This is a genomic window from Kribbella sp. NPDC003557 (genome assembly GCF_040610805.1).
Classification (GTDB): Bacteria; Actinomycetota; Actinomycetes; order Propionibacteriales; family Kribbellaceae; genus Kribbella.
In genome coordinates this window covers 1-26603 of record NZ_JBEXMY010000009.1, presented here as the reverse complement: position 1 = coordinate 26603, position 26603 = coordinate 1, and the positions used below count along the sequence as shown (strand labels likewise).

The following is a 26603-nucleotide window of genomic DNA, read 5'->3' as shown; positions in this document are numbered from 1 at the left end:
GTGCGACAACTCTGGCCGGACCGCCTGACAGCGCCCTGCGATCAGGGCGGACACCGGGCTGACACCGTGTAGGCGGCGTGTCAGGTGCGTGTCAGGGCGCCCGCCGAAGGTGTTCCCATGACAACTTCGGCGATCGCGGTCACAGGACTGCGCAAGGCATTCGGCGACAAGACCGTGCTCGACGGGATCGACCTCGACGTCCCCGCGGGTACCGTCTTCTCCCTGCTCGGCCCGAACGGGGCCGGCAAGACGACGACGGTGAACGTGCTGACCACGTTGACCAAGGCCGACAGCGGTACGGTCCGCGTGGCCGGGCACGACGTCGCGACCGAGGCCAGGGCGGTCCGGTCCGCGATCGGCGTCACCGGCCAGTTCGCGGCCGTGGACGAGCTGCTCACCGGCCGCGAGAACCTCCAGCTGATGGTGGACCTGACCGCCGGCGCGGCCGACAGCACGGTCACCGAGCTGCTGGAGCGCTTCGACCTGACGGAGGCCGCGGACAAGGCGGCGGCGACGTACTCCGGTGGTATGCGCCGCAAGCTCGACCTGGCGATGACGCTGGTCGGCAACCCGCGGATCATCTTCCTCGACGAGCCGACGACGGGCCTCGACCCACGCAGCCGGCGCACCATGTGGACGATCATCCGCGAGCTGCTCGCCGACGGTGTGACCATCTTCCTGACCACCCAGTACCTGGACGAGGCCGATCAGCTGGCGGACCGGATCGCGGTGCTCGACAAGGGCCGGTTGGTTGCCCAGGGCACCCCGGAGGAGCTGAAGCGGCAGATCCCCGGCACCCACGTCCGGTTCCGGTTCGGCTCGGTCGAGGACCTCGACAAGGCCGCGGCGGTCATGCCCGGCTCGACCCGCGACGACGACGCGCTCGCCCTGCGCGTCCCCAGCGACGGCGGCACCCAGTCGGTCCGCGCGCTGCTCGACCGGCTCGACGAGCACGCGCTCGCCGCCGACGAGTTCTCCGTCAACACCCCTGACCTCGACGACGTTTTCCTCGCCCTGACCGGGCACGACACCGCGGAGGTAGTCGCGAAATGAAGAACCCCTCGATCGTGATGCTGCGCCGCAACCTCAAGCACATCGCGCGGAACCCGACCTCGGTGTTCAACGCCGTCCTGATGCCGGTCGTGGTGATGCTGATGTTCGTCTACATGCTCGGCGACGCGTTCAGCGTCGGCGTCCCGTACGTCGACTACGCGACGCCCGGCATGCTCCTGCTGGCGGTCTGCTACGGGCTCGGCGCCGTGGCGACCGCGGTGAACTCCGACATGACCAAGGGCATCATCAACCGGTTCAAGGTGATGGACGTGCCGCGCGGAGCGGTGCTGACCGGCCACGTGATCTCCAGCGTGCTGACCAATCTGATCGCGATCGCCGCGATCATCGGGGTCGCGTTCGCGCTCGGGTTCAACCCGTCAGCGAGTTTCGCGCAGTGGCTGGGGGTGATCGGTCTCGTCGTCCTGCTGGGGCTGGCCACCGGTTGGCTGACCGTTGCCCTCGGCCTGTTCGCGAAGTCGCCGGAGACCGCGGGCCTGGCCTCGGTGCCGCTGGTCATGCTGCCGTTCTTCAGCAGCGCGATCGTGCCGGCGGACAAGATGGGGCCCGGTGTGAAGCAGTTCGCGCAGTACCAGCCGTTCACGCCGATCATCGAGAGCCTGCGCGGCCTGCTGAACGGGACGCCGCAGACCGGCGACATGATCGCCGCGTTCGCGTGGTGCCTCGGGATCGCCGCGGTCGGCTACTTCTGGGCGACCTCGACGTTCAAGAAGCGAGCGTGACCTCGACGAGCTCTCGCCAGCTCGCCTGCCGGCCCTCTTCCGTCGCCTCGGTGAACTTCGTGTCACCGAGGCGGCGGCGGGTTTCGTCCTCGAGCCTGTCCACGTCGGGGTTCGAGCGGTCCGGCAGGCCGCGGACGACGGCACTCGCGGCGAGCAGCCGCGCGGCCTGCTCGTCCTGACCGGTGCGCAACGCCAGGTCCGCGATGCCGACGAGCATCTGGGCGATCCCGGGTGGGTGCCCGCCCTCGGCCGCCGCCTGGAACGCCGCGCTGCGGTGCTGCCAGGCCTCGTCGGGGTCGGTGGCGAGGTAGCCGAGCACGTCCTGGATCATCGCGCGCAGGGTCGCCTGCTCGGCCTCGCGGCCCAGCATCGTCGTCGCCCGGTCGAGTTGCCGGCGCGCCTCCTCGGCGTCACCGCTCCAGCGCGCGAGCTCGGCCTTGCACAACGCCAGCTCGACCAGCGCCTCGGGCCACGCGACCCGCTCGGCCAGCCGCTGGGCTTCGGCCATCGCGGCCGCACTCGCGTCCTGGTCGTCGGCCAGCCAGTACAGCTGCGCCTGCCGCGACCGCATCCGGACGACGTCCTCGATCGCGCCGACCTCGGTGGCGACCGCGGCCGCCTGCTCGTAGTACGCGCAGGCGTCGGCGAACTCGCCGCGGACCGCGAGCCGGTCGGCCAGCTCGGTCAGCGCGAACGACATCCCCCAGCGTTCGCCGATCGCGCGGAACTCGCCCAGCGCCGCCTCGAGTGCCAGGTCGGCGTCCCGGTCGCCGTCGCCGAGCATGATCCGCATCTTGCCGGTCTGCAGCCGCGCCAGCGCCCGAACCCACGGATCGCTATCGGTCAGCAACGAGTCGAACGTGGACACGAACGAGCCGGGGCCTTGCAGCAGCGCTTCGAGCGCGGTCGACAGGGTCACCGCCGGGTGCGGGCTCTTGACCCGCCGGCTGAGGTCCGCGGTCTTGCGGATCCAGTCCTCGGCGTCGAACTGGTCACGGCCCCGCCCTGACGTCATGAAGTTGGCGACGAATGCGTACACCACGGCGCGGCTCTCGTCCGACGCCTCGCCCGGCACCTCCGGCGCCGCCATCAGGAACTCGCTGCCCTCGACCTTGTGCCCGGCGAACCACCAGTACCACCCGGCCGCCGCGGCGAGCCGCATCGAGCCCTCCGCGTCGCCGGCCGCCAGCGCCCCGCGCATCGCGGCAGCGATGTTGTCGTGCTCGGCCTCGACGTTGGCCAGCCATTCGAGCTGCTCGGCGCGCCGCAGATGCGGGTCGGCGGTCTCGGCCAGCTCGGTGAAGCAGGCGAGATGGGTACGGCGGGTCAGGTCGGTCTCGTCCGCCTCGTCCAGACGCTGCTGCGCGTACTCCTTGATGGTGCCGAGCAACCGGTACCGCGGCGCGCCCTCGTCCTTGGTGACGACCAGCGACTTCTCCGTCAGCGCGGTCAGCAGGTCGAGCACCTCCCACGACTCGACTTCGCCACCCGCACAGACCTGCTCGGCCGCCTCGAGACTGGCACCACCGGCGAACACCGCGAGCCTGCGCAACACCGACCGCTCGGCATCGGACAGCAGCTCCCAGCTCCAGTCGACCACCGCGCGTAGCGTGCGGTGCCGGGGGAGCGCCGTACGGCTGCCGCCCGTCAGCAGGCGGAAACGATCGTCGAGGCGGGTGGCGAGCTGCTCCAGCGACATCGTGCGCAGCCGGGCCGCGGCCAGCTCGATCGCCAGCGGCATCCCGTCGAGCGCGCGGCAGATGCGAGCCATCGTCTCCGGGTCGAGCGCGAGGTCCGCGCGGACGGCCCGGGCGCGGTCCTGCAGCAGCCGGACGGCCGGCGACGCGGCGACGTCGCTGCCGTCCGTCGGCAGGGCGAGCGGCGCGACCGGCCACAGCGCCTCGCCGGTGATCCCGAGCGGTTCCCGGCTGGTCGCGAGGATCCGCAGCCGCGGGCACTCGCCCAGCACGCGGTGCGCGAACGTCGCGGCGGACTCGATCACGTGCTCGCAGTTGTCCAGGATCAGCAGCATCGCCCGCTCGCGGACCGCCGCGATCACCCGGTCGGTCGGGTCGGTGTCCGGTACGTCGCCGAGCAACGCGTCCCGCAGCGCGAGCGCCCCGAGCGTCGCCTGTGCCACGTCCCCGTCGGCGCCGATCGCGGCCAGCTCGACCATCCAGGCGCCGTCGGGCAGGTCGCCCAGCACGGTCCGGCCGGTCTCCGACGCGAGCCGGGTCTTGCCTGATCCGCCCGGCCCGATCAGCGTGGTCAGGCGGTGCCCGGCGATCAGGTCACGGACCGCGGCGATGTCGGTCTCCTTGCCGACGTACGTCGTCAGCTCTTCGCGGAGGTTGGTGTTGCGCTTCTCGTCGCGCCGGACCAGCTCGCCGCGGAGCAGCGCGACGTGCAGGGCGGAGAGCTCCGGCGAGGGGTCGACGCCCAGCTCGTCGGCGAGGAGTTCGCGGGTGCGCTCGTACACGCGCAGCGCCTCGGTGTCGCGGCCGGAGGCGACCAGCGCCCGCATCAGGGCGGCGACCAGGCGTTCACGCATCGGGTGGGCCGCGACCAGGTCGGTCAGCTCGGTGACGAGGTCAGCGCCGTGGCCGAGCGTGATCTCGGCGTCGTACCGGTCCTCCGTCGCGGTCAGGCGGAGCCCGTCGAGCCGGGTCACGGCCGCGTCGAACGCGCCGCTCTCGGTGAGGCCGATGTCCTGCATCGCCGGTCCGCGCCACAGCGCGAGCGCCTCCCGCAGCAGCCGGACGCCCTGCGGGTCCTGATCGGTGCGGGCGCGGGTGACCAGCCGCTCGAACCGTACGGCGTCCACGGCGTCCGGGTCGAGTTGCAGCCGGTAACCGTCCGTGTGCCCCTCGACCGGCAGCAGCTTGCGCAGGCGGGAGACCAGGCGCTGCAGGGCGTTCGCCGCGTCCGCCGGCGGCTGTTCACCCCAGATCCAGTCGACGAGCGTTGCCTTGGGCACCACCCGTCCCGCGTCGAGCGCCAGAGCGACCAACAGCCCGCGCAACCGCGCGCCCGGCACGTCGACGACGCTCCCGTCGTCGGCCCGCACCTCGAACGGCCCCAGCATCCCGATCTGCACCCGCCAGATTTTGCCACGGCACCAGGTGCGGCCGGCGCCTGCCGCCGAAGGGCTAGCCGGCGGCCTTCTTGACCAGGGCGACGATCTTCTTCTCGACGGCCGGGGTGAGTTCGAGGACGGCGTACGAGGTCGGCCAGAAGTCGCCGTCGTCGAGCGCGGCCGGCGGGTTGAAGCCGAAGGTGGCGTAGCGGGCCTTGAACTTGGCGGCGTCCTGGAAGAAGCAGACGATCTTGCCGTCCTTGGCCCAGCCCGGCATGCCGTACCAGAGCTTCGGGGTGAGGTCCGGCGCGATCTGCGGGATCAGCTCGTTCAGCCGCTCGGCCATCACCCGGTCGGCGTCCGCCATCCCGGCGATCTTCGCCGCCTGCGCCTCGGCCGGGTCCTCCTTGCTCTTCAGCTCCTTCGCGTGCTCCTTCATCGCGGCCTGCTCCTCCGCGGTGAACCCCTCGTACGACTTCTTCTTCGTGGCAGCCATCGTCGTGCCTCTCTGTCGGGTTGGTAGTTCAACCCTAGGAGCCGCCGGGCGGCGCCTGCTTCTCGAAAACTGATCGATCGCGAAGTGACCACGGTCACAGCTCGCGCCGTCACGAACCGTGGCTGCCGCCCGGTCAGGTGGGCATGGACGCACACGAGAACGCAGACCAGAACGCAGTCCTGACCCGCGGTGCCGGCGCCGAGCGGCTCGGCGCGGCGCCGAACCAGACCTGGCTGATCGCCGACGCCGACCAGACCGCCGGGGTCATGAACGTCGTCCGGACCACGCTGGGCCCGGGCGTCGACGGCCCGCCGCCGCACTTCCACAAGGACTCGCCGGAGATGTTCTACCTGCTCGACGGCGCGCTCCGGATCCTCGCCGGCGACCAGGTGCTGACCGTCCGGAAGGGCGACTACCTGCTGGTGCCGCCGCTGATGCACCACGCCTGGGGTACGCCGATGGACACCGGCGCCGACGTGCTGATCGTGAAGGCCCCGGGCACCAACCGGTTCGACTACTTCCGGCTCGGTGACCGGATCCGGCGGGGCGAGGCGTCGCCGGCCGAGGTGCTCGCGACCGCGGAGCGCTTCGACAACCACTTCGTCGACAATCCCGTCTGGCGGCAGGAGCTCGCCTTACGGGAAGGGGACCGGGAGCAGCTCGTCCCGTTCGCGGAGCATCCGTGACAATCGGGGTCATGGACGAGGTCGCCGAGTTCGAGCAGCAGCGGCCGCGCCTGTTCGGGATCGCGTACCGGATGCTCGGCGAGGCGACCGAGGCGGAGGATGTCGTCCAGGACGCGTACCTGCGCTGGCGATCCGCGCACGGCCCGGTGCAGACGCCCGCAGCCTGGCTGACCACGGTCGTCACCAATCTGTGCATCAACCGGCTCACGTCGGCCCGGGCCCGGCGGGAGCGGTACGTCGGGCCGTGGCTGCCGGAGCCGATTGCTACCGGCAACGACCCCCAGGAGCTCGTCGAACGGCGGGCCACGGTGTCGCTCGGCTTCCTGGTGCTGCTGGAGAAGCTGACTCCTCCGGAGCGGGCGGTCTTCGTACTGCGGGAGGCGTTCGGCTACACGCACCGGGACAGCGCCGAGGTGCTCGGCCTCGACGAAGGGCACGCGCGGCAGCTGTACCACCGCGCGCTCGCCCGCGTCGGCGACGAGCGGCGGCGGTTCGAGGCGCGGCCCGCGGACGCGACGGCGCTGGTCGACCGGTTCATCGCGGCCACCGTCGACGGCGACGTCACCGGCCTGGAGGCGATCCTGACCGAGGACGCCGCGATCTGGGCCGACGGCGGCGGCAAGGCGATCGCCGCCCGCGAGCCGATCTTCGGCCGCTCGAACGCCGCGCACTACCTGGCCGGCCTGGCCGCCGGCCCGCGCGCCCGTACCGCCCGGCTGTCCGTCGTCGAGGTCAACGACGCACCCGCGATCCTGGTCCACGAGTCCGGCGAGCTCACCGGCGTACTGATCCCCCAGCTCCGCGACGGCGGCATCGCCACGATCCGCGCGATCCTGAACCCGGACAAACTCACGTTCCTCCGGGCCCAGCTGGATCATCAGCGTTTGCGATAGGTGGCGGTGTAGGTGGTGTTGACCGCCGGCGCCGTGATGGTGTGATTCTGCGGGCCTCCGTCGGACCACGAGACGAAGTTGTACGTGAACTTGTTGAACTGCTGCGGCGACGGCGCGCTGACCGAGTTCGCCGAGCCGACGACGACCGTGACGGAGAACGGCGTCGACCGTGGCGCCTCGTTGACGACCATGTTGGTCAGGTTGAGCCCGCCCGGGTTCGTCCGGAACGTGAGGACGACGGTGCGCGGGTCCAGGCGGAGCGATGTCGTCGAGGTCAGGCCGCCGGAATCGGTCGCGGTGAGGGACAGTTCGAGCCAGCACGGATACGCGTGGTCGGGCGCCGCGAACGATCCCGACGTACCGCCGAAGGTCTGCAACTCGTGTGCGTGGCAGTCCGCCGGCGTGATGCAGTGATGGAGGATCAGCTTCCAGCTCAGCGCGGACGCGGGCAGCGCGCCGTCCTGTGCGTCGGTCGCGTGACCGGTGAAGCCGATCTGGTCACCGACCTTCCACAGCAGGCTCGAGGCGGGGGAGTCGATCACCGCGGTCGGCGCGGTGTTCCCGGCCGTGACGGCGACCGACGTCGTGTCCGTCGCACCTTGGTTGTCGGTCACGCGCAGGCTCGGGTGATAGACGCCCGCCGAGGTGTACGTGTACGTCGCCGTCGCGCCCGTCGCGTCGCCGAACGTGCCGTCACCGTTCAGATCCCACGCGTAGGTGAGTGGCCCAGCCTCGGGATCGGTGGACGAACTGCCGTTGAAGTTCACCGTGAGCGGGACCGGGCCGCTGGACGGGGTCGCGGTGAAGGCCGCGGTCGGCGGCTGGTTGGCGGCCGTGAAGGTGATGCGGTGAACGGCACCGCTCTCCATGTCGACGTAGAACAGGTCGCCGCCCGGACCGATCTTCAGGTCGACCGGGTGCCCGGCCGCGGCCCCCGTCGAGTCGACGCCGACGAACGACCGCAGTCTGGCCGGATCCGGGAGGCCGTTCGTACCGGGCATCATCGCCCAGATCTCGTTGCGCGAGTGGTCGGCGAAGAACAACGCCCCGTTGTACTCGGCCGGATACGCGCCGCCCTGGTAGAACGCGATCCCGGTGATCGACGAGCCTCCGGTGTGGCAGCCGGTGTAGCTCACCACGCAGGCGTTGTGGTTGTAGGCGTAGTACGGCGCGACGACCGAGCCGGGCGTCGAGTAGAGCGACGAGCACGACGACAACCCGGCGCCCTGGTACCCGCCCTGCGCGGCAGCGCCCTCGTAGCAGGGCCACCCGAGGTTGGTGGCCGTCGTCGGCGACACCACCCGGTTGATCTCCTCCCAGGTGTTCCAGCCGACATCGCCGATCCACAGCTCGTCGGTCCCCGGGCGCTGCGTCATCCGGAACGGATTGCGTGTGCCGTAGGCAACGATCCGCCGGGCGTTCGGATCCGTCGAGGAGAAGAACGGGTTGCCGGACACACCGGCGCCGGTGGCCGGGTCGAGGCGCAGGATCGCGCCGTCGAGCGTGGCCGGACCGCTGGGGCGGCGGATGCTCTGGCTGCGCAGCGCACCGCCTTGCGCGTTCGGAGCGGTCAGCGCGGTGCCGACCGAGCCCGGCGGATCGCCGCACGGATTCGCCTGGTCGCCGGCGTACGTCGCGCCGTACTGGCCGTAGTCGACGTTGTTGAAGCTGGCGCCGTCGCCACCGCTGACGTAGAGGTACCCGTCACGCCCGAACAGCAGTGTCCCGACCGAGTGGCTGGGGAACTGCTGGCACCAGTCGTTGATCAGCACCTGCTCGGAGCCGGTCATGACGTTGCCGCTGATCTGCAGCCGGGACAGCCGCGCCGACACCAGGCACCCGTCGGTGGTGGGGCCGGGTGGTGTCGGGCAGGCGTCGTTCCACCGCGGCGCGGTCCCGCCGATCGCCGCGTCGTACGCGTACAGCACGTAGATGTACGGGCTGGTGGGGAAGTTGGGCGGCAGGGCGAGTCCGAGCAGTCCCCGGTCCCAGTAGTCGTCGACCTGCAACGACAGGTCCGCGACCGTGACCGGACTGGTGTCGGTGAGGCTCTGGAAGATCTTGATCACGCCGTTCTTCTGACCGACGACGATCCGTCCGTCCGGCGCGAACTGCAGCACCGTCGGGTTGGTCAGCCCGCTCAGCACGACCGAGTCACGAAACCCGGTCGGCAACGTCGCGGCCCGGGCCGCGCCCTGTGTGAGGAGGGCGGCGACCAAGAGGATCGCGGCCACCACACTGATCCGCCCGCGCCCGCGCGCGGCCCACCCGAGACCAGACATCTCGTCCCCCACTTCCCAGCGCCTCAGACCCCTCCGCGCGCTGTCCGCTGGTTCGAGAATGCGCCGATCCGCGGCGGCCGTCGAGTGGGTAGCTGCCCGCGTCCGGCCGAGCTCAATTGGTAGCCGACACTGGAGAGGTGAACCGACACGACGATCTTGTGGCCGAGGGCGAGCCGGAGCGGGAGTTCAATGCGGGGATCGCGGCCCGGATGCCACGCAAGACCGCGGCGGGCGGTGCGCTGATCCGGGACCGCGACGGCCGCGTCCTGTTCCTCGAGCCGACGTACAAGCCGACGCTCGACATCCCGGGCGGCATCGTCGAGTCGGACGAGTCGCCGTACGAGGCGTGCCGCCGGGAAGTGCGGGAGGAGATCGGCCTCGTCCTGAACATCGGCCGCCTGCTGGTCGTCGACTGGGTCCCCGCGCACGGCCCGTGGTCCGATTCGCTGGCCTTCGTCTTCGACGGCGGCGTCCTGGACGACGCCACGCTCACGCTCGACGCCACCGAGGCCAGGGCCTACCACTTCCTCACCCTGGCCCAGGCAGCGCCGCGCCTCCGCCCGTCCATGACCCGCCGCCTGGCCCTCGCCGAACAGACCCTCACCACGGGCGTCCCCACCTACTCCGACTTCGGCCGCCCGCTCTAGTTACGGGAACTTCAGCCGGACGATCACGTTGTCGATAGTGGACGGCGTACCTCCGTTCTTGTCGTTGTTGGTCGACGTGAGCCAGAGCCCGCCGTCCGGTGTCCGCGTGACACTGCGCAGACGGCCCCAGCGGCCAGAGAACAACGCCTGCGGAGTGCCGACACCGTCGCCCGCCGCGTTGATCTTCGTGACCCACAACTGCTCACCGGTCACGCCGGCGATGTAGATCCAGTCGTTGACGATCTCGACACCGCTCGGACCGGCCTGCGCGGTCGACCAGGTGCGCTTCGGTGCGATGTACCCGCCGCAGTCGCCGATCGTGCCCTCGCAGGCCGGCCAGCCGTAGTTCCCGCCCTTCTGGATCAGGTTGAGCTCGTCCTGGCTGTTCTCGCCGAACTCGCCCGCCCAGAGTTGACCGCGCGAGTCCCAGGCCAGTCCCTGCGGGTTCCGATGGCCCCAGCTCCACACGTACCGCGCGTTGCCGCCACTGCTGTAGAACGGGTTGTCGCTGGGCGCCGACCCGTCCGGGTTGAGCCGCAGGATCTTCCCGTTCAGCGAGTTCTTGTTCTGCGCGTTCTGCGAATTCTTGGCGTCACCAACGGTCGCGTACAGCTTCCCGTCCGGCCCGAACGCGATCCGCCCGCCGTTGTGGTACCGGTTCTTCTCCAGCCCCGTGAGGACCGGCGACGACGTCGTACCGAGTTGCCCGTTCTCGTACTTCATCCGCACGATCCGGTTGTCGCCGGATGCCGTGTGGTAGAAGTACACCCAGTGGTCGCTCGCGAAGTTCGGCGACAGCGCGAGGCCGAGCAGACCACCTTCCCCAGTCGTCGTGACCACCCCCGGGACCTTTCCGAGCGTCGTCTTCTGGCCGCTCGCCGTCACCCGCAGGACCTCGAACCGGTCCCGCTCGGTGACGAGTGCCGAGCCGTCGGGGAGGAACGCCACGCTCCACCCGAGATCGACCTTCGCGATGTCCTTGTCGTACGCCGGGATGCCGCCGGCGCCGGTGGCAGACGTCCGCACCGTGACCGCGTCGCTCGAGGCGGACGCGTTCCCGTCGGGGTCGCGCGCCTTGACCGTGAACGTGTAGTCCGTGTTCGCAGTCAGCCCGGTGACGGTCGCGGTCAGCGAGCCGGTCGACGCGACCTTCGCCGAGCCCTGGTACACGTCGTAGCCGGCGATGCTCCCGCTGTTGTCGGTGGACGCGGTCCACGCCAGCGACACGCTGCTCGCGGTGACGCCCGTCGAGCGCAGGTTCCCCGGCGCAGTCGGCGGCTGCGTGTCGCCGCTGCCGGGGGTGGTGAACGTGACCACGTTGCTCTGCTGCGAAGCGTTGCCCGCGGCATCGAACGCGCCGACCGAGATGTCGTACGCCGTGTTCGCGGTCAACGTGTCCACGGTCGCGCTCAGCGTGCTGCCGTCGACGACCTTGAGGACGTTGCCGCCGCGGTTGATCTCGTACCGGACGACGCCCACGTCGTCGGTCGCCGCGGTCCAGTGGAACGTCGCGGCGTTCGACTTGATGTCGCTCACGGTCAGGTCGCCCGGGGCCGACGGAGGAGTGGTGTCGTCGGTGGTCGGCGTGACGGTCAGCTTGTCGGCGTTCGGCCCGCCGTCGGCGCTGGTCGCGCGGGCGCGGATCGTGTTCGTGCCCCCGGCGAGTTGCAGGCGGACGGTCCTGGTCTGCCAGGTCGTCCAGGCGCCCGTGCCCGGGAACGTGATCCCGACCGCGCCGGGCTGGCCGTTGACGGTGAAGTCCATCGGGCGCGCGGCCGTCGTACCGTTCGCGTAGCGCAGCGTCACGTCGGCCGGGCCGGCCGGGGCCGTCACGGTCCATTCGACGTAGCTGCCGACCAGGTTGTCGTAGTTGACGAAGCCGGTGCCGGTGTAGCCGGTGTGGTTGGACTCGACCACACCTTGCGAGACGGTCGCGTCCTCGGCCTGGTAATCGGTCGGGGCTGCGGTCGCGGGCGGGGAAGCACTGAGTCCGAGCAGGGCGGCCGCGAGCGCGGTCACAGCCCAGAGCGAACGGGGTTTCATGAGGTCTCCTGGGGTTCCGGGGCGGAGGAGCTGCAGGGGACGAACTGTTAGGAAAGCTTCCTAATGATGGAGGTCGATGTCAACAGCGCGGATCGCCACGCCGGCACAATCGCGCCGCCCCCGCCACGGCGAGCGTGGCGGGGGCGGCAGCGTGCGATTGTGATGGCCTGGCGATCGCTATCCGGTCGTGACCAGCACGGTAGGGCGGTACAAGGTCAGCCCGGTCGTCTCCTCGACGACGGCGACCCGGATCGCCGACGGGGTGGAGTCCTGGTGCGGTACGGCGAAGACGACGGTCGCGCGGCGGCCGTCGTACCTGGCGGCGTAGCTCACGAACCGCCACTCCTCGTCGTCCCAGTAGTCGTGGATGTCGGAGCTCAGCATCCCGTCGACCGCGCGGTAGGCCGGGCTGAGCAGAACCCGCCGCTGGGTGGCGACGAGTGGCGTGTCGTCGGACGCCGTACCGGCGTACGGGTGGCTGAGCCGGATCCGGAAGCGCCGGAGCGGCAACAGCCAGTACCGGTCGAGCTCGGCGGACAGCATCGCGAACGCCGCCGCCTCGACGACGAGGACGAGCAGTGTCGCGCCCGCCGACCACCAGCCCGCGTCCGCCGTGGTCGCGAGGCCGGCGGTTGCCAGCAGCAACAAGGCGCGGGCGATCGCCCGGTAGCCGACGGGTTTGGCCGAGGCCTTCATGCATCCGCAGGAGGCTTCCGGTACGACGACCTTCGAGTAGATGAGAAAGCCGGTGAAACCCGCTGCCAGAGCGACAGCAGCGAAGGCCTCGATCGTCCAGACCGGCGGTAGCAGAAGGGCGACGGCGATCAGGGCTTCGAGGGTGGCAACGGCTTGGTAGGTAGGTTTGGCTCGGGACTCGCCGACCAGGCTCGGGAGCGCTGTGCGGTCGGCCAGGGCCGGGTCGGCGAACTTGCCGTAGGCCGACCAGAGCAGGAGCAGTCCGATCAGGAGCGGCTGCGCGGCCGCCACGGTGCCCATGTCAGTTCGACGTGTAGATGGTGGCGATGTCGATCTCGTTGGTCCCCGGTCGCCAGGCGCCGATCACCTGGGCGTGCCGGCCGACCTTGAGCATCGACAGGTCCGACACCGCCGGCGTGCCGTTGTACACGGCCGCGGTGGTCCCGGGCTGCATGTGCCCGACGACCTTCTGGCCGTGGTGGTCGAGCTGGACGCCGTTGCGGCCGATCGACGTGATCGCGACGGTCAGGTTGACGATGTTGACCCAGATCGCCTCGGCGGCCAGGATCCCGTCGGGCAGCAGCACGCCGCGCGCGTACAGCCCGTCGCCGATCCTGGCCTGGTCGATCGTGGTCGGCCGGAGCTTCCAGACGCTCGTCACACCGGTCAGCTGGATCCGGTGCAGCCGGCCGTCGGATCCCTGCACCTGCAGGAGATCCTGGTTCCGGCCGGTGATCACGCCTTCGGCGAAGTTCGGGTCCGGCTGCCCGGCGTCCGGGAACTGCGCACCGGCCGCGAACGCGGTCTCCGGGGCGAGTGAACCCATCGCGGTGGCGGCGACCAGGCCGGTCGCGCCGAGTGCGGCGCGGGTGAGCAGGGCGCGGCGATCCATCGTTGCAGTCATCTCAGCTCACTCCTCAGCCGACGTCGATGTTCGCGGGGATCAGACCGGCGCTCAGGCTCGCGATCGCGGAGAACGCGGCCGGCGTGAGGTCGAGCAGGCGGTTCGCGGCGCACGTGCCGCCGCAGCAGGCGCGTTCACCGCAGAACAGGTCGGTCTGCGGACCGCAGTCCGCGATCGAGGTGACGACCCGTTTTCCGTTGCACAGGTTGGTGGTGGCGTGCCGGAAACCGCAGGTACGCCGGGTCATCCCGGTGAATCCGCAGCGGTCCGGACGGGTGATCGACAGGCACGCGTCCGAGGTGTTCGGCCACGCGTGCTGGAAGCTCCCGGAATTGCACGTGCCGCAGGCACCGTGACCGGTGCTCGCACAGGGTCCCCATGCGTTTCCGCAACAGAACCAGGATGCTTCGCCGTTGAATCCGGCCATGACAGTTCCTCCTAGGCCTAGGGGCGGACAGACCTACAGAACTTCTTTTGTACTCCGATCCGGCGAAATCTCCCAGGGCTCATCGAAGAAACGGAAACTTTTTGCCTAGCGTTCGCTGCTGAGCCGCTGGCCGCGGAGCAGGAACCAGGCGGCGACCGCGGTCGCGAGCAGGACGACCGCGCCCACGCCGGCCGCGATCGATACCCCGTGCGCGAACGACTCGCGGGCGGCGTCGAGCAGCTCGGCGCCGGCCTGCGGCGGCAGCTGGGCGGCCGCCTCGACCGCCCCACCGAGTGATTCGTGAGCCGCGGCGGGCGTGCCCGCGGGACCGGTGAAGTTGCGGTACACCCCGGTGACGATCGAGCCCAGCAGCGCGATCCCGAGCGCCGCACCGAGCTCGTACGCCGTCTCCGACACGGCACTCGCGGCGCCTGCCTCCTCCTTCGGCACGGCGGCCAGGATCACGTCGGCCGTGACGGTGAAGGAGAATCCGGCACCCGCTCCGACGACGAGCAACGCCGCACCGAGCAGCGGATAGCCTGTGTCCGCGCTGATCGTGGTGAGAGCCGCCAAAGCCAGCCCGATCGCAGCGAGCCCGCCGGCCACGACGGCGCGCACCGAGAATCGCCGCGCCACCTGTCCCGCGAGCAGACCGGCGACGATCGACCCGATCGCGGCAGGCAACTCCGCGAGGCCGGCCTCGATCGGCCGCCGCTCCTGGACCAGCTGCAGGTACTGCGACAGGAAGAAGATCAGCCCGGACAACCCGAGGATGGTCAGCAGGTCGGCCAGAACGGCGCTGCTGAATCCACGGCTGCGGAACAGTCGCAGGTCCAGCAACGGGATCGGGAGCCGGCGCTGCCGCCGGACGAATCCGTAGAGCGCGATCGCGCCGGCCACGGCCGCGGCGACCGGGATCCAGTCGACCCCGTGCGCCGCGAACTCCTTGATCGCGTAGACGATCCCGACCATGCCGATCATCGACAGCACGACACTGACCAGGTCCCACGGACCCGGCTCCGGATTCCGCGACTCCGGCAGCAGCTTCGCGCCGACGACGACCAGCACGGCCATCACCGGCAGGTTGATCAGGAACACCGAACCCCACCAGAAGTTCTCCAGCAGTACACCGCCGACGATCGGGCCGATCGCCATCCCGGCCGACGCCGCGGCGCCCCAGATCCCGATCGCGAGACTGCGCTCGCGCGGGTCGTGGAACAGGTTGCGGATCAGCGCCAGCGTGGCCGGCATCAGCGTCGCGCCCGCGACCCCGAGCAGGGCGCGCGCCGCGATCATCAGCTCGGCCGAGTTCGCGTACGCGTTCAGCACCGAGAGCGCGCCGAACGCCGTCGCGCCGACCAGCAGGATCCGCTTGCGGCCGATCCGGTCGCCCAGGCTGCCCATCGAGACGAGCAGTCCGGCGAGCACGAACGAGTACGCGTCGCCGATCCACAGCAACTGGTTGCCCGACGGCTGCAGGTCCTCGGACAGGAACGGCGTCGCGAGACCGAGCACGGTCGAGTCGACGGCGATGAGCAGCACCGCGAGCACCAGGACGGACAGCGCGAGCCAGCGCCCGGGCCGTGTGACTTGCTGCTTCATTCCGTTCTCCGGACGGCGCCGCCGAGCAGCAGTTCGGTGATGTTCGTGGTGAAGTCCTTGGGGGCGACCCGGCCCTCACAGATGGCCCAGGCCGCGGAGACCAGCAGCCCGTAGAGCGCCTCGGTCAGCCAGGCCGGGCTCAGGTCGATCCGGAACTCGCCGGCCTCCTGCCCACGGCGGAACAGCGCGACCAGGCGCGCGTCGAGCCGCGCCCAGCCCTCGTTCTGCTCCTCGCCCTCGAACAGCTGGTTCTCGGAGTACAGGAACGCGATCAGCCCGGAGGCCGGCTCCAGCTCGCGCACCAACCGCCGGACGGCGTCGGTCGCCGGACCGTCGTCGACGGCGGCGCGCGCCGCGGCGGCCTCGCACTCGGCGATCCCGAGCTCCTCCAGCGCGCGGATCAGCGCGTCCCGCCCGGCGAACTGCCGGTTCAGGGTGGCGCGGCTGATCCCGGCCGCCCGGGCGACCTCGTCCATGGTCGCGGTGGACTTGCGCATCAGCAGGCTCGCGGCGGCCCGCAGTACCTGCTCCCGATCGACTGCCATGAGACGAGCATAACTCATGTGAGACATTGATGTCTCACATTGGCATCCGATCTAGTTCTGCAGTCAGTATGCGGTATACCATGATCGCAAATGCGTTAGGTACCTATACACTTGGCGCGTTTGTGGAGGGGAGTATCCCCGAAGCGGCAGCGTCGTCATCACGGGAGGCCTGGGCGGCCGAACCGGTGCTGCCGGCCTGGTCTCAGGAGTATCGGCCAGGCGGGAGAGACCTCCGGACCAAGCTGGTTGTTCGCCGACGTCCGGAGGTTCGTCATGGTCTCTGTCATGTCCCCTGCCGTCTGGGTGCTGACGATCGTCGGGTTGCTCGCGATCGTCGCGTTCGACCTGATCGTGATCGCCCGCCGCAACCACACCGTGACGATCAAGGACGCGACCCGCTGGGTGCTGTTCTACGTCGGTCTGGCCGGGCTGTTCGCGCTCGGCCTGTTCCTGTTCAGCCCGGGGCAGTCCGGCAGCGAGTTCGTCGCCGGGTACATCACGGAGTACAGCCTCAGCGTCGACAACCTCTTCGTGTTCGTCATCATCATGGCGCGGTTCGCCGTCCCGAGCCTGGCGCAGGACAAGGTGCTGTACATCGGCATCGTGGTCTCGATGCTGCTCCGCGCGGTGTTCATCCTGGCCGGCGCGGCGGCGATCTCGGCGGCGAGCTGGGTGTTCTACATCTTCGGCGCGTTCCTGGTCTACACCGCGGTCCGCCTGGCGATCGAGGGTGAGAACGACGAGGAGGACTTCCAGGAGAACGCCGTGCTGCGCGGGCTGCGCCGGGTCCTCCCGCTGGCGCACGACTACGACGGCGCCAAGCTGACCACCCGGATCGACGGCCGCCGGATGCTCACCCCACTGGTGATCGTGATCTCCGCGATCGGCATGGCGAACGTGATCTTCGCGCTCGACTCGATCCCGGCGATCTTCGGGCTCACCCAGGACGCCTACGTCGTGCTGACCGCGAACGCGTTCGCGCTGATGGGCCTGCGGCAGCTGTACTTCCTGATCGGCGGGCTGCTGGAGCGGATCGTCTACCTGAACGTCGGCCTGTCGGTGATCCTCGCGTTCATCGGCGTGAAGCTGATCATCGAGGCGCTGCACGGCTCGCACATCGACGACATCGGCGCGATCCACTTGCCGCACATCGGCATCCTGACCTCCCTCGGCTTCATCGTCGGCACCCTGTTCGTCACCACGGTCGCCAGCCTGATCAAGTCGTCGTACGACGCCCGCCGCGAAGCCGTCCGGATCAAGATCGACGAGTGAGGGCCTCGTCCGGGACCCGGGTGCGCAGGTAGAGGACGGGGATCGGGACCAGGAGCAGGCCGGACGCGAGCAGCGCCGAACGCAGCGACGAGCGGCCGACGGCGCCGAGCGGCGGCCCGCCGGCGACCTGACCGATCGCGTTCGCCTGCGACACCATCGAGAGGACGGTCGCGCGGGACCGGGAGTCGATGTGCCGGTTCAGCCAGGCGGACTGGACCGGATACGCGACGGTGCCCGCGACCGTGCTCAGCCACATCCCCGCCAGGGCCGGCCAGAGGCTGCCGGACAGTGCGAAACCGACCACGCCGACGATCTGCAGCAGCGCGAACGTGGCGAGGATGCCGGTCGGGTGCGCGGCCGACAACCGCTCCGGGGACAGCCGGTCGAGCGTCACCGACGTGCCGAGCGACAGCAGTGTCCCGATCAGGGCCAGAACGGTGAACCAGAACGCCGGGTCCGACGTACCGAAGACGGTCGGGAAGGTGAAGGTCAGGATCTTCACCGACCACAGCCGGTCGAACGCCTCGCTCGACAGGCCGCTGATCAGGCTGACCAGGACCAGCGTCCGTACGACGGGGCGGCGCCGGGCGACACCGAGACCGTGCTTGAAGGTCTCCGCCAGGTGCCGGAACGTCTCCCGCTCCTCGCGCGGGGTGCGGTGGAAGTTCTGCTCCCGCATGAACAGCGCGAGCAGCAGGCCGAGCAGGATCATCCCGGCGCCGGAGATCACCATCGGCAGCGGCAGGCTGATCAGCCCGAGGCCGCCGGCGGTGACGATACCGGCGATCTTCGCCGCCAGCTCGAACTGCTGCGCGCGGACGAACACCCGGCCGGCCCGGTCGGTGCCGATCTCGTCGGTGATCCAGGCCTGGTCGGCGCCGGACGTGAACGTGAAGCCGACACCCCACAGCACCTGCGCGGCCAGGATCGCCAGGAACGCCGGCACCAGGCCCTGCAGCAGGAAGCCGGCCCCGATCAGCAGGAAGCCGATCACGATCGAGAGCCGGCGGCTGTACAGGTCGGCGACGATGCCGGTCGGGATCTCGAACAGGAAGCAGGTGAGCTCGAGCGTGGTCCCGACCAGGACCATCTGCAGCGGGTCGAGTCCGGCGTCGCGGACGTAGTACACCAGGTTCAGGGTGAAGGACAGGGCGGCCAGGAAGGACCAGGCGGCGTTGTAGACGTAGTACGTCCGCGTCGGGTCGGCCGATCGGTACGAAGGCATCGCGGGTTGCTCCTGACGACATGTGCGGGCAGGACGAAGCGCGACCGGGAATCGGTCAAACGCTTGGTATGGCGCACGACGGGTGCGCTGTCAGGAGCGAGTACGCATGCCGCCAAGAGTAGGGGAGCACCCGGCGCGTCCGCCCTCGAATTACCCGGCCTCGCTTGGTCGGCAGGAGTACTATCAGTAGTGCCTGGCCCGGCCGTTCCCCCGTGATGGTCGGGTCAGGTTCCTGTCTGACCCCAGTCACCTTCCGGTGCCCCAGGGTCTCGTACAGCGCAGCGTGATCGATCCGCCACAGCGCCGTCGCCCTCGCCGCGGTCACTCCGCCCGCAGGCCGGTCGTGCACGCCGAGCCGCAGAGCTCCCTCGCCTGAATCCAGGTCTTGACATGGGTGGTGGTGGGCGGGTTGACTGCGACATAGTTAACACGAGAAATAAATTGTGGATCGGTCCGGTGTCGGTGGCTCAGAGCGACCCCGGGTGTGATCGGTGTGTGCCCGGATCCGGTGGCTGGCCACCGGATCAGTTGGCGTTTGCCGACCGGTGGTTGCTGGGGGCAACTCCGAGATTCCCTTGTGGACAAGGGATCTGAGCGCATCGGTCACCGTCCGGTATCGACCGGACCGGGAACTCTTCCGCTGTCCTGGGATCTGTGTCATCCTCCGGGATAGCGAAACCCGAGATCCTATCGGATATCGGTTCCACTCCAGCGCGTGAGGGAAAGGATGCGGAGTGAGCGCAACCTTCGAGGTGAAACCGGTACCCGCGGCACCGGCGCCGCCGGCGGCGGCTACAGCCCGGAAACCACCGCGAACGAGTCGCCGGACGCAGGCCCGGCGCAGTCTTCGGCGGCACTGGCAGCTCTACCTGCTGGTCGTCGTACCGCTCGCGTACTTCGTCATCTTCAAGTACGTCCCGATCGCCAACGCGGTGATCGCGTTCAAGAACTACAGCCCGATCAAGGGCCCGTGGGGCAGTGACTGGGTCGGCTTCCGCAACTTCGAGCTGTTCTTCCAGAACCCGGTGTTCTGGACCCTGGTGAAGAACACCTTCCTGCTGTCGGTCTACACGGTGCTGGCGAGCTTCCCGATCCCGATCATCCTGGCGATCGCGCTGAACGAGATCCGCAACGGCCGGTTCAAGAAGATCGTCCAGCTGGTCACCTACGCGCCGTACTTCATCTCCACCGTGGTCGTGGTCTCGATGACGATCCTGGTGCTGTCGCCGCGGCTGGGCTTCGTCAACGACGCGATCGGCCTGTTCGGCGTACCGTCGGTCGACTTCCTCGGGCGGCCGGACTACTTCCGGCACATCTACGTCTGGTCCGACGTCTGGCAGACCACCGGGTACTCCGCGGTGATCTACCTGGCCGCGCTCTCCGGGATCGACCCGGCGCTGCACGAGTCGGCGCGGATCGACGGCGCCAGCCGGCTGCAGCGGATCCGGCACGTCGACCTGCCCGGCATCATGCCGACCGCGGTGATCATCCTGGTGCTCGGCGTCGGCAACATCATGTCGATCGGGTTCGAGAAGGCGTTCCTGCTGCAGAACCCGCTGAACACCGCGCAGTCGGAGATCATCGCCACCTACGTCTACAAGACCGGTCTGCTGAACGCCGACTTCAGCATGGCGACCGCCATCGGGCTCTTCAACTCGGTGATCAACCTCTTCCTGCTGCTGGGCGTGAACTTCGCCGCCAAGCGCATCACCGGAAACGGACTCTGGTCATGAGCATCACACTGCAGGGATTCCGCCGTACGTCGGCGCGCCGGCACGAGTCGCAGCGCACGACGATCGAGGAGACGCGCACCGACAAGATCTTCCTGCTCGGCGTGAAGATCATGCTCTGGATCGCGCTCATCGTGGTCGCCGTACCGCTGATCTACATCGTGGCGAACTCGTTCAGCAGCCCGTCGGCGGTCAGCGCCGGCCGGGTGCTGCTGTGGCCGATCGAGCCGAGCATCAAGGCGTACCAGGAGGCCTTCAGCGATCCGCTGATCATGAAGGGCTACCTGAACTCGTTCATCTACGCGATCGGCGGCACCCTGATCAGCGTCACGCTGACGATCGCGATCGCGTACCCGCTGTCCCGCCGGACGTTCTTCGGCCGGAACGTGATCATGAGCGTGCTGATCTTCACCATGCTGTTCTCCGGCGGCCTGATCCCGACCTACCTGGTGGTCCAGGACCTCGGCCTGCTGAACACCCGCTGGGCGATGGTGATCCCGAGCGCGATCGGCGTCTGGCAGGTGATCATCGCGCGGACGTTCTTCCGCAGCACGATCCCGGAGGAGCTGTACGAGGCGGCCACCATCGACGGGGCGAGCGACCTGCGGTTCCTCTGGTCGATCGTGCTGCCGCTGTCCAAGCCGGTGATCGCGGTGATCGCGCTGATGTACGCGATCTTCCAGTGGAACAGCTACTTCGACGCGCTGATCTACCTCAAGGACCCCGGGCTGTACCCGCTGCAGATCGTGCTGCGGAACGTCCTGATCCTGAACACCCTCACCGGGTCCACCACCACGACGAGTCTGGCCCAGCAGCTCGAACAGCAACAGCTGGCCAACGTCCTCAAGTACGCGCTCATCGTCATCTCGAGCCTGCCCGTACTGATCATCTACCCGTTCGTCGCCCGCCACTTCACCAAGGGCGTGATGGTCGGCGCGGTCAAGGGCTGAAGGGCCCACTCCAGAAGGGAAACACCAGAAATGCGCTCATCCGTGAGCAAGGTCGTCGCATTGGCCGCGGCCGGTGCGCTGGCTTTGGCGGCGTGCAGTTCGGACAAGTCCGGCAAGGGTGCGGCGAACGAGACGTCGGCCGACGGCAAGGTCGTGATCGACACCTTCACGCCGTCCGACCAGAGCACCAACATGGACACCAACGCGGTGACCAAGATCATCAGCGACAAGTTCAAGATCCAGTTCCGCTGGCAGACCACGACGTACGACGCCGGGCCGGCCAAGGAGAAGCGGCAGATCGCGCTCGCCAGCGGCGACTACCCGGACCTGTTCTTCCTGATCCCGTGGATCGACGCGTTCACCCAGGCGGAGGTGCTCAAGCTCGGCCAGCAGGGCATCGCGGTCCCGCTGGAGGACCTGATCAAGGAGAACGCGCCGAACATCCAGAAGGCGCTGGACTCCAACAAGGAGTACAAGGAGATGTCGACCGCGCCCGACGGTCACATCTACGCGCTGCCGCAGTGGGCGGACTGCTTCCACTGCACCTACCCGGACAAGCTGTGGATCAACAGCAGCTGGCTGAAGAAGCTCGGCCTGCAGGTGCCGAAGACGACCGACGACCTGCGCAAGGTGCTCGAGGCGTTCAAGACCAAGGACCCGAACGGCAACGGCAAGGCCGACGAGATCCCGATGACGACCGACCCGCAGGACAGCAGCCTGATCGCGTACCTGATGAACGCGTTCGCCTACGACCCGGTCGGTGCGAACAACGGTGTCCGGTCGCTGATCACGCTGAACGGCGACAAGGTCGTCACGCCGGTGACCTCGGACCAGTGGAAGGAAGGCCTGAAGTACATCCGCGGCCTGTACAAGGACGGCCTGATCGACCAGGCCGCGTTCACCCAGAACGCGCAGGCGCTGCAGGCGCAGGGCAACAACCCGAAGGCCGTCGTCCTGGGCTCCGTGCCGGTGCTCTGGCCGGGCATCTTCGTGCAGCTCGACTCCAAGGACGGCCGGGACAAGCAGTACGACGCCGTTCCGCCGCTGACCGGTCCCGAGGGCAAGAGCTACACCGGGTACAACCACCCGACGTCGACCGGGTACACGTTCATGCTGACCAACAAGGCCAGCAAGGAGGCCCAGGTCGCGGCGATCAAGATGCTCGACTGGATCTACAGCGACGAGGGCCAGATGATCACCAACATGGGCCCGGAGGGTGTCGGCTGGACCAAGCCCGCCGCTGGTGACATCGCGCTCGACGCCAGCACCAAGCCGATGTACAAGCCGAAGCAGGACGCGCCGAAGAACATCAGCTGGGGCGCGCTCGGTCAGTACAACAACACGCTCGCCTTCCGGAACGCGCAGGTCACGCCGAAGGACATCTACACCGGCGCCGGCCTGGAGCGGCGGCTGTGGGAGGCCACCAAGCTGTACGAGGGTCACGAGGACAAGGCGCAGTGGTTCCCGCAGACCTCGGTCTGGCCGGACCCGAGCCTGAGCGGCGAGCTCGCCACGCTGCAGACCAACCTCAACACCTACGTGAACCAGAACCAGCTGGCCTTCATCACCGGTTCGAAGAACATCGACACCGACTGGGACGCGTACGTGAAGGGGCTCGAGAGCACCGGCATGCCGCGGTACCTGGAGATCAACCAGCAGGCCTACGACAAGTACAAGTCCGGGAGCAAGTAGTTGTCACACCTCCTGTGGTTCCGCAGCCCCGCAACGGACTGGTTCGAGGCGTTGCCGCTCGGCAACGGGCATCTCGGCGCGAAGGTGTACGGCCGGGTCGCCGACGAGCGGATCGCGCTCAACCTCGACGACGTCTGGTCCGGTGACGGTCCACGGACCCTGACCGTTCCGGACGGGCCGGCGGTGCTGGCCGACGTACGCCGGTTGTTGCTGGAGGACGGCGATCAGCTGGCGGCCACCGAACGGACCCGTGCGTTGCAGGGGCCGCTGGTGGAGTCGTACCAGCCGCTCGCCGACCTGGTGATCCGGTCGGCGGGCGAGGCTGCGGACTACAGGAGGAGCTTGGATCTGCGCACCGGGATCGCCGCCGTCGACTACACGGTCGACGGCGTGCGGTTCCGGCGCGAGACCTTCGTGTCGGCGCCGGACCAGGTGCTGGCGTGGACGATCACGGCCGATCAGCCGGGGGCGATGACGCTCGATCTGGCGCTGGAGAGTCAGCATCCGATCCTGGCGGAAGTTGCTGATAGCACCTATGGCGTGGTCGGCCGGGCGCCGTCGGACCTGACGATCGAGTACCGGCAGAGTCCGGACCCGATCCGGTACGAGGAGGGGCGCGGCATCGGCTTCGGCGTCGCGGTCCGCGCCTTCGTTGCCGGCGGTACGGTCACGACGTCGCCCGACGGCATCGCGGTCCGTGGGGCCGATCGGCTCACTGTGCTGGTGGCGGCGGCGAGCACGTTCGCCGGGTGGCAGAGCGCGCCGGGGCGGGATCCGCTGGAGGCCTTGAGTGCAGCGTTTTCCGCGCTGGATTCGGTTGCTGTGGAGAAGCTTCGTGAGCGGCACGTCGAGGATCATGGGGCTTTGTACGACCGGGCGTCGTTGGAGCTCGGTCCGGTCGTGAACCTGCCGACCGACGAGCGGATCGAGGCGGTCGCTGCCGGGGGCAACGATCCCGATCTGGTCGCGCTGACCTTCAACCTCGGCCGCTACCTGCTGATCGCGTCGTCACGGCCCGGGACGCAGGCGGCCAACCTGCAAGGCATCTGGAACCAGGACCGCCGGCCGATGTGGGCCAGCGACTGGACCAACAACATCAACACGCAGATGAACTACTGGCTCGCCGACCTGACCGGTTTGAGTGAGTGCTTCGATCCGCTCACCGACCTCCTCGAAGGCCTGGCCTCGGCCGGTGCGGAGACGGCGAGGATCCTGTACGACGCTCCCGGATGGGTGTCGCATCACAACTCGGATATCTGGATGGCGACGTGGCCTGTCGGCGAGGGCGGGGACGATCCCGTCTGGGCGATGTGCGCCACGTGTGGCGTGTGGCTGACGGCGCATCTCATGGAGCACTACCGGTTCACAGGTGACGTCGAGTTCCTGAGGGAACGGGCCTACCCGGTCATGGCCGGTGCGGCTGAGTTCGTCCTGGCGATGCTCGTCGAGGACCAGGACGGCGTACTGCAGTTCATCCCGTCGACCGCTCCGGAGCATCACTTTGTCCTGCCGTCGGGCGCGAAGGCGTCGGTCGACCTCACGTCGACGTACGACATCTGGCTGATCCGCGAGCTGTTCGCGAACCTGGCCGAGGCTTCGTCGGTCCTCGGCCTGTCGTCCGAGCTGGTCGATCGGGCCACCACAGCCCGCGAGCAGCTGCCGAGGATTCGTACGGCGCCGGACGGGCGGCTGCTGGAGTGGCCGACCGACTGGCAACCCTCGGAGCCGCAGCACCGCCACCAGTCGCACCTCTACGGCCTGTATCCGGGCGCGGAGATCGACCCGCTGCGTACGCCGGAGTGGGCCGCGGCGGCACGGGCTTCGCTGGAGCTGCGTACGGCGGGCGCCGTCAACGGTGGCTGGACCGCCGCCTGGCTGGTCGCGCTGTGGGCCCGGCTGTTCGAGCCGGCGCGCGCTGTCGCGGTGATCCAGGACTATCTGAGCCGGTTGGTGTCGGACAACCTGATGCACCGCGACGGCGACATCTTCCAGATCGACGCGAACTTCGGCATGACCGGGTGCATCCCGGAACTCCTGCTGCAGAGCCACACCGACGTCATCCGCGTACTGCCCGCGCTGCCGGCCGAGTGGCCCGACGGATCGTTCCGCGGCCTGCGCGCCCGCGGCGGGCTGACGTTCGACGTCGCCTGGCGCGACGGGACGCTGACGGAGGCCGTCGTCCGCGCGTCGCACGCCGGCACGTACCGGATCGCGTTGCCGGACGGGGAGCGGACCGTCGAGCTCGGGGCGGGTCAGCACGTGGACCTGGTTAGGCCAGCCTAAGCTAGGTTGTTGTAGGCTCAACGTCCGTGAAGAAGCTGATCGGGATCGTCGCGTCGGCCGCCGTCCTGGCGCTCGCCGGGTGCGGCGGCGGGGACACCAAGAGTTCGGACACCGGCGTCGGTGACAAGGAAGTGGCCACCGGCGGCCGGCTGTTCAAGACCGCCGACGCCGAGACCGCGAAACTCGGCTCGGACGCCGCGCCGGGCGCGTTCCCGCGGACGGTGAAGGGCGCGCTCGGCTCGGTGCAGATCGAGAAGAAGCCGTCGCGCATCGTCGTCCTCGACAGCGGCGAGCTCGACGACGTGCTGGCGCTGGGGATCACCCCGGTCGGCATGGCGACGACGGCCGGGCAGAGCGGCGTACCGTCGTACCTCGCCGACAAGGCGCAGGGCATCAAGACCGTCGGCGGCATCAGCGAACTGAACCTCGAGGCGATCGCGGCGCTCAAGCCCGACCTGATCCTGGGCAGCAAGCTGCGCGCCAACGACCTGTACGAGAAGCTCAGCGCGATCGCACCGACCGTGTTCAGCATCCGGCCCGGGTTCCCGTGGAAGGAGAACTTCCTGCTGGTCGCCGACGCGGTCGGCGAGGAGGACAAGGCCACCGGCCTGCTGAACGACTACCAGAAGCGTGCCGACGAGGTGAAGTCGAAGGTCGACGGCTCCCCGACGATCTCGCTGGTCCGGTTCCGCCCCGGACAGATCCGGCTGTACGGCAACCTGTCGTTCATCGGCGTGATCCTGAAGGACGTCGGCCTGCCCCGCCCCAAGATCCAGGACGTCCAGGACCTCGCCGTCGAGGTCTCCCAGGAAAACATCGGCCAGGGCGCCGGCGACTGGATCTTCTACTCCAGCTACGGCAAACCCGACACCACCGACGAAACCAAGGTCGTCAACGGCAACCTGTGGAAGTCGCTGGCCGCGGTGAAGGCGGGCAAGGCCGAGCGGGTCGACGACGAGGTCTGGTTCCTCGGCCTCGGCCCGATCGGCGCCATGAAGGTCCTGGACGATCTGGAGAAACTGCTCGCCGCCAAGGGATAACACCCACGCGTGCTGCGCAGGTGCTTACTTCGTCGCTGCGCTCCTCAGCGCACCTGCTCCGCGCGCTCCCGCCCGCCCCCGGCTTAGCGCCGGAGCATCTGCTTCCGGCTAGCGCCGGGGGTTCCGGCTTGCGCCGGGGGTTCCGGCTTGCGCCGGGGGTTCCGGCTTGCGCCGGGGGTTCCGGCGGGCGACTGGTCAGGGGATGAGTGCCCTGCGCGTGCTGCGGAGGTGCTTACTTCGTCGCTGCGCTCCTCAGCGCACCTGCTCCGCGCGCTCCCGCCCGCCCCCGGCTTAGCGCCGGAGCATCTGCTTCCGGCTAGC

Annotated in this window: 21 protein-coding genes; 11 read left to right on the top strand and 10 right to left on the bottom strand. The window is 69.1% G+C overall.

What is annotated here, in order from left to right; translation table 11 throughout:
• Window positions 1-117: 117 nt before the first annotated feature.
• Window positions 118-1053, top strand: a complete 936-nt coding sequence (locus tag ABZW60_RS33675) for an ATP-binding cassette domain-containing protein (RefSeq protein WP_355483821.1) — start codon at window positions 118-120, stop codon at window positions 1051-1053.
• Window positions 1050-1793 (top strand): ABC transporter permease, encoded by a 744-nt coding sequence (locus ABZW60_RS33670; RefSeq protein ID WP_355483819.1) that lies wholly within the window; start codon window positions 1050-1052, stop codon window positions 1791-1793. The genes ABZW60_RS33675 and ABZW60_RS33670 overlap by 4 nt, the downstream gene beginning before the upstream one ends.
• On the opposite strand, the gene ABZW60_RS33665 is transcribed toward ABZW60_RS33670, so the two are convergent.
• Together ABZW60_RS33665 and ABZW60_RS33660 are read right to left on the bottom strand one after the other, a co-directional pair.
• Entirely contained in the window at window positions 1777-4890 is a 3114-nt protein-coding gene (locus ABZW60_RS33665; RefSeq protein ID WP_355483817.1) for a BTAD domain-containing putative transcriptional regulator, read from the bottom strand. The two genes, ABZW60_RS33670 and ABZW60_RS33665, sit on opposite strands and share 17 nt — an antisense overlap.
• 52 nt (window positions 4891-4942) lie before the next feature.
• Window positions 4943-5365, bottom strand: a complete 423-nt coding sequence (locus tag ABZW60_RS33660) for a DUF1801 domain-containing protein (RefSeq protein WP_355483816.1) — start codon at window positions 5363-5365, stop codon at window positions 4943-4945.
• 143 nt (window positions 5366-5508) lie between these two features.
• Between ABZW60_RS33660 and ABZW60_RS33655 the strand changes: the two genes are divergently transcribed.
• Together ABZW60_RS33655 and sigJ are read left to right on the top strand one after the other, a co-directional pair.
• Window positions 5509-6051: a cupin domain-containing protein gene (locus ABZW60_RS33655; protein WP_355483814.1), complete on the top strand. Its 543-nt coding sequence runs from the start codon at window positions 5509-5511 to the stop codon at window positions 6049-6051.
• Between the two features lie 11 nt (window positions 6052-6062).
• Window positions 6063-6944, top strand: coding sequence for an RNA polymerase sigma factor SigJ (gene sigJ / locus ABZW60_RS33650; protein WP_355483812.1), 882 nt, complete (start codon window positions 6063-6065; stop codon window positions 6942-6944).
• Here the strand turns inward: sigJ and ABZW60_RS33645 are convergent.
• Window positions 6929-9226, bottom strand: a complete 2298-nt coding sequence (locus ABZW60_RS33645) for a PQQ-dependent sugar dehydrogenase (protein ID WP_355483810.1) — start codon at window positions 9224-9226, stop codon at window positions 6929-6931. The genes sigJ and ABZW60_RS33645 overlap by 16 nt on opposite strands.
• Window positions 9227-9363: 137 nt before the next feature.
• On the opposite strand from ABZW60_RS33645, the gene ABZW60_RS33640 reads away from it, so the two are divergent.
• Window positions 9364-9873: an NUDIX hydrolase gene (locus tag ABZW60_RS33640; protein ID WP_355483808.1), complete on the top strand. Its 510-nt coding sequence runs from the start codon at window positions 9364-9366 to the stop codon at window positions 9871-9873.
• Here the strand turns inward: ABZW60_RS33640 and ABZW60_RS33635 are convergent, their stop codons facing one another.
• From ABZW60_RS33635 to ABZW60_RS33610, 6 genes are all read right to left on the bottom strand, one after another.
• Window positions 9874-11916, bottom strand: coding sequence for a PQQ-dependent sugar dehydrogenase (locus ABZW60_RS33635; protein ID WP_355483806.1), 2043 nt, complete (start codon window positions 11914-11916; stop codon window positions 9874-9876). It lies immediately after the preceding gene.
• A gap of 177 nt (window positions 11917-12093) precedes the next feature.
• Window positions 12094-12912, bottom strand: coding sequence for a MauE/DoxX family redox-associated membrane protein (locus ABZW60_RS33630; RefSeq protein ID WP_355483804.1), 819 nt, complete (start codon window positions 12910-12912; stop codon window positions 12094-12096).
• A 1-nt stretch (window position 12913) separates the two neighbouring features.
• A complete protein-coding gene (locus ABZW60_RS33625) occupies window positions 12914-13516 on the bottom strand; it encodes a cell wall protein (protein WP_355483802.1) in 603 nt (200 codons plus the stop codon).
• A gap of 13 nt (window positions 13517-13529) precedes the next feature.
• Window positions 13530-13763, bottom strand: coding sequence for a septal ring lytic transglycosylase RlpA family protein (locus tag ABZW60_RS33620; RefSeq protein ID WP_241997717.1), 234 nt, complete (start codon window positions 13761-13763; stop codon window positions 13530-13532).
• 285 nt (window positions 13764-14048) lie between these two features.
• A complete protein-coding gene (locus ABZW60_RS33615; protein WP_355483800.1) occupies window positions 14049-15545 on the bottom strand; it encodes an MFS transporter in 1497 nt (498 codons plus the stop codon).
• Window positions 15542-16090, bottom strand: coding sequence for a helix-turn-helix domain-containing protein (locus ABZW60_RS33610; RefSeq protein WP_355483798.1), 549 nt, complete (start codon window positions 16088-16090; stop codon window positions 15542-15544). Before ABZW60_RS33610 ends, ABZW60_RS33615 begins: the two co-directional genes overlap by 4 nt.
• A gap of 285 nt (window positions 16091-16375) precedes the next feature.
• Between ABZW60_RS33610 and ABZW60_RS33605 the strand changes: the two genes are divergently transcribed.
• Window positions 16376-17362, top strand: coding sequence for a TerC/Alx family metal homeostasis membrane protein (locus ABZW60_RS33605; protein WP_355483796.1), 987 nt, complete (start codon window positions 16376-16378; stop codon window positions 17360-17362).
• Here the strand turns inward: ABZW60_RS33605 and ABZW60_RS33600 are convergent.
• On the bottom strand, window positions 17346-18587 hold the full coding sequence (locus ABZW60_RS33600; protein WP_355483794.1) for an MFS transporter: 1242 nt from the start codon (window positions 18585-18587) through the stop codon (window positions 17346-17348). The genes ABZW60_RS33605 and ABZW60_RS33600 overlap by 17 nt on opposite strands.
• Window positions 18588-19321: 734 nt before the next feature.
• Here ABZW60_RS33600 and ABZW60_RS33595 point away from each other — a divergent pair.
• From ABZW60_RS33595 to ABZW60_RS33575, 5 genes are read left to right on the top strand one after another with little or no spacing between them, the layout of a single operon-like run.
• Window positions 19322-20320 carry an ABC transporter permease subunit gene (locus ABZW60_RS33595; protein ID WP_355483792.1) on the top strand — a complete coding sequence of 333 codons (999 nt, stop codon included), beginning with the start codon at window positions 19322-19324 and terminating at the stop codon, window positions 20318-20320.
• Window positions 20317-21267: a carbohydrate ABC transporter permease gene (locus ABZW60_RS33590; protein ID WP_355483790.1), complete on the top strand. Its 951-nt coding sequence runs from the start codon at window positions 20317-20319 to the stop codon at window positions 21265-21267. Before ABZW60_RS33595 ends, ABZW60_RS33590 begins: the two co-directional genes overlap by 4 nt.
• Before the next feature lie 30 nt (window positions 21268-21297).
• Complete coding sequence (locus ABZW60_RS33585) at window positions 21298-22959, top strand: ABC transporter substrate-binding protein (RefSeq protein WP_355483788.1); 1662 nt, start codon at window positions 21298-21300, stop codon at window positions 22957-22959.
• On the top strand, window positions 22960-25242 hold the full coding sequence (locus tag ABZW60_RS33580; protein ID WP_355483786.1) for a glycoside hydrolase family 95 protein: 2283 nt from the start codon (window positions 22960-22962) through the stop codon (window positions 25240-25242).
• A 26-nt stretch (window positions 25243-25268) separates the two neighbouring features.
• Window positions 25269-26282 (top strand): iron-siderophore ABC transporter substrate-binding protein, encoded by a 1014-nt coding sequence (locus tag ABZW60_RS33575; RefSeq protein WP_355483784.1) that lies wholly within the window; start codon window positions 25269-25271, stop codon window positions 26280-26282.
• Window positions 26283-26603 lie beyond the last annotated feature (321 nt).